Source organism: Variovorax nivicola (assembly GCF_051216475.1).
GTDB lineage: Bacteria > Pseudomonadota > Gammaproteobacteria > Burkholderiales > Burkholderiaceae_C > Variovorax.
On the sequence record NZ_JBPJZK010000027.1, the window covers coordinates 2,501 to 5,896 of the forward strand.

The window sequence follows — 3,396 nt, forward strand, 5'->3', positions numbered from 1 at the left end:
TGTTCTTTAAAAATTCATAGAGTCGAATCAGCGCTGCTGATGGAAACTGCACATTCGTAAAGGTTTAGTGCAGACCGTGCCATCAGCAGCAAGAATTTTTGATTGCGTCAAATGAACTTCAATTTCGAGTCAAATCGATTTATGAAGACGGCATAACGCGCCAGGTGAAAGACCTGGCAATTCCTTGATTGACTTTGGTTTCCGTGAGGAAACGTCAAAGTTATAGGGTCAAGTGAATAAGAGCACGTGGTGGATGCCTTGGCAATGATAGGCGACGAAGGACGTGATAGCCTGCGATAAGCTTCGGGGAGCTGGCAAATTAGCTTTGATCCGGAGATTTCCGAATGGGGAAACCCACCGAAAGGTATCGCATGATGAATACATAGTCATGCGAGGCGAACCGGGTGAACTGAAACATCTCAGTAGCTCGAGGAAAAGACATCAACCGAGATTCCGAAAGTAGTGGCGAGCGAAATCGGAGAAGCCTGTTAGTGATAGCACAAGACATAACGGAACAGCTTGGAAAGGCTGGCCATAGCGGGTGATAGCCCCGTACGTGAAATGACCTGTGTGGTACTGAGCTAACGACAAGTAGGGCGGGACACGAGAAATCCTGTCTGAATATGGGGGGACCATCCTCCAAGGCTAAATACTCATCATTGACCGATAGTGAACTAGTACCGTGAGGGAAAGGCGAAAAGAACCCCGGGAGGGGAGTGAAATAGATCCTGAAACCGCGTGCTTACAAAAAGTAGGAGCCTCGTAAGGGGTGACTGCGTACCTTTTGTATAATGGGTCAGCGACTTACATTCAGTGGCAAGGTTAACCGAATAGGGAAGCCGTAGAGAAATCGAGTCCGAATAGGGCGATCAGTCGCTGGGTGTAGACCCGAAACCAAGTGATCTATCCATGGCCAGGATGAAGGTGCCGTAACAGGTACTGGAGGTCCGAACCGACTAGTGTTGCAAAACTAGCGGATGAGCTGTGGATAGGGGTGAAAGGCTAAACAAACTTGGAAATAGCTGGTTCTCTCCGAAAACTATTTAGGTAGTGCCTCAAGTATTACCATCGGGGGTAGAGCACTGTTTTGGCTAGGGGGTCATGGCGACTTACCAAACCAAGGCAAACTCCGAATACCGATGAGTACAGCTTGGGAGACAGAGCACCGGGTGCTAACGTCCGGACTCAAGAGGGAAACAACCCAGACCGCCAGCTAAGGTCCCTAAAATTGGCTAAGTGGGAAACGAAGTGGGAAGGCTAAAACAGTCAGGATGTTGGCTTAGAAGCAGCCATCATTTAAAGAAAGCGTAATAGCTCACTGATCGAGTCGTCCTGCGCGGAAGATGTAACGGGGCTAAGCCAGTTACCGAAGCTGCGGATTTGCAATTTATTGCAAGTGGTAGGAGAGCGTTCTGTAAGCCTGTGAAGGTGCGTTGTAAAGCGTGCTGGAGGTATCAGAAGTGCGAATGCTGACATGAGTAGCGTTAAAGGGGGTGAAAAGCCCCCTCGCCGTAAGCGCAAGGTTTTCTACGCAACGTTCATCGGCGTAGAGTGAGTCGGCCCCTAAGGCGAGGCAGAGATGCGTAGCTGATGGGAAACAGGTCAATATTCCTGTACCGATATATAGTGCGATGTGGGGACGGATCTTAATAGGTCATCCGGGTGTTGGATATCCCGGTTTAATTGGATGTAGGCGTACGTTAGGCAAATCCGGCGTACATATACCGAGGCCAATGATCGAGCCAGCTTGCTGGTGAAGTGACTGAACGAGGTTCCAGGAAAAGCCACTAAGCTTCAGCTATATACGACCGTACCGCAAACCGACACTGGTGCGCGAGATGAGTATTCTAAGGCGCTTGAGAGAACTCAGGAGAAGGAACTCGGCAAATTGACACCGTAACTTCGGAAGAAGGTGTGCCCTATTAGTGTGAAGTGAACAACGGAGCATGAATGGGTTGCAAAAAATCGGTGGCTGCGACTGTTTATTAAAAACACAGCACTCTGCAAACACGAAAGTGGACGTATAGGGTGTGACGCCTGCCCGGTGCTGGAAGATTAAATGATGGGGTGCAAGCTCTTGATTGAAGTCCCAGTAAACGGCGGCCGTAACTATAACGGTCCTAAGGTAGCGAAATTCCTTGTCGGGTAAGTTCCGACCTGCACGAATGGCGTAACGATGGCCACACTGTCTCCTCCTGAGACTCAGCGAAGTTGAAATGTTTGTGATGATGCAATCTCCCCGCGGAAAGACGGAAAGACCCCATGAACCTTTACTGTAGCTTTGTATTGGACTTTGAACAGATCTGTGTAGGATAGGTGGGAGGCTTTGAAGCAGGGTCGCTAGATCTTGTGGAGCCAACGTTGAAATACCACCCTGGTGTGTTTGAGGTTCTAACCTAGGTCCATTATCTGGATCGGGGACAGTGCATGGTAGGCAGTTTGACTGGGGCGGTCTCCTCCCAAAGCGTAACGGAGGAGTTCGAAGGTACGCTAGTTACGGTCGGACATCGTGACGATAGTGCAATGGCATAAGCGTGCTTAACTGCGAGACTGACAAGTCGAGCAGATGCGAAAGCAGGACATAGTGATCCGGTGGTTCTGTATGGAAGGGCCATCGCTCAACGGATAAAAGGTACTCTGGGGATAACAGGCTGATACCGCCCAAGAGTTCATATCGACGGCGGTGTTTGGCACCTCGATGTCGGCTCATCTCATCCTGGGGCTGTAGCCGGTCCCAAGGGTATGGCTGTTCGCCATTTAAAGAGGTACGTGAGCTGGGTTTAAAACGTCGTGAGACAGTTTGGTCCCTATCTTCCGTGGGCGCTGCAGATTTGAGGAAGCCTGCTCCTAGTACGAGAGGACCGGAGTGGACACACCTCTGGTGTATCGGTTGTCACGCCAGTGGCATTGCCGAGTAGCTAAGTGTGGAAGAGATAACCGCTGAAAGCATCTAAGCGGGAAACTCGTTTCAAGATGAGATCTGCCGGGGCCTTGAGCCCCCTAAAGAGTCGTTCAAGACCAGGACGTTGATAGGTCAGGTGTGGAAGCGCAGTAATGCGTTAAGCTAACTGATACTAATTGCTCGTGCGGCTTGACCCTATAACTTTGATCAGTCTGATCAAGGTGTTATGCCAAGTTGACGCATTCAAAACAATTCGCCAAAAGCTGATTCCAAACTCTATGAATTCGTTTGATTGATCACGTGATCAGTCAGACAACCCTTTATGCCTGATGACCATAGCGACGTGGTACCACTCCTTCCCATCCCGAACAGGACAGTGAAACGCGTCAGCGCCGATGATAGTGCGGGTTCCCGTGTGAAAGTAGGTCATCGTCAGGCTCTTACAGCCCAGAAACCCCCAGTCAACATTGACTGGGGGTTTTTGCTTTTGAGGG

The 3,396-nt window shown here is 50.0% G+C and carries 2 rRNA genes; both read left to right on the forward strand.

The features are described 5' to 3' along the window. Window positions 1-226: 226 nt before the first annotated feature. Window positions 227-3,099 (forward strand): 23S ribosomal RNA (locus tag ACSFBF_RS35835). A 128-nt stretch (window positions 3,100-3,227) separates the two neighbouring features. Beyond that, window positions 3,228-3,340: ribosomal RNA gene (gene rrf, locus ACSFBF_RS35840) — 5S ribosomal RNA — on the forward strand. The last annotated feature ends 56 nt before the right edge of the window (window positions 3,341-3,396 follow it).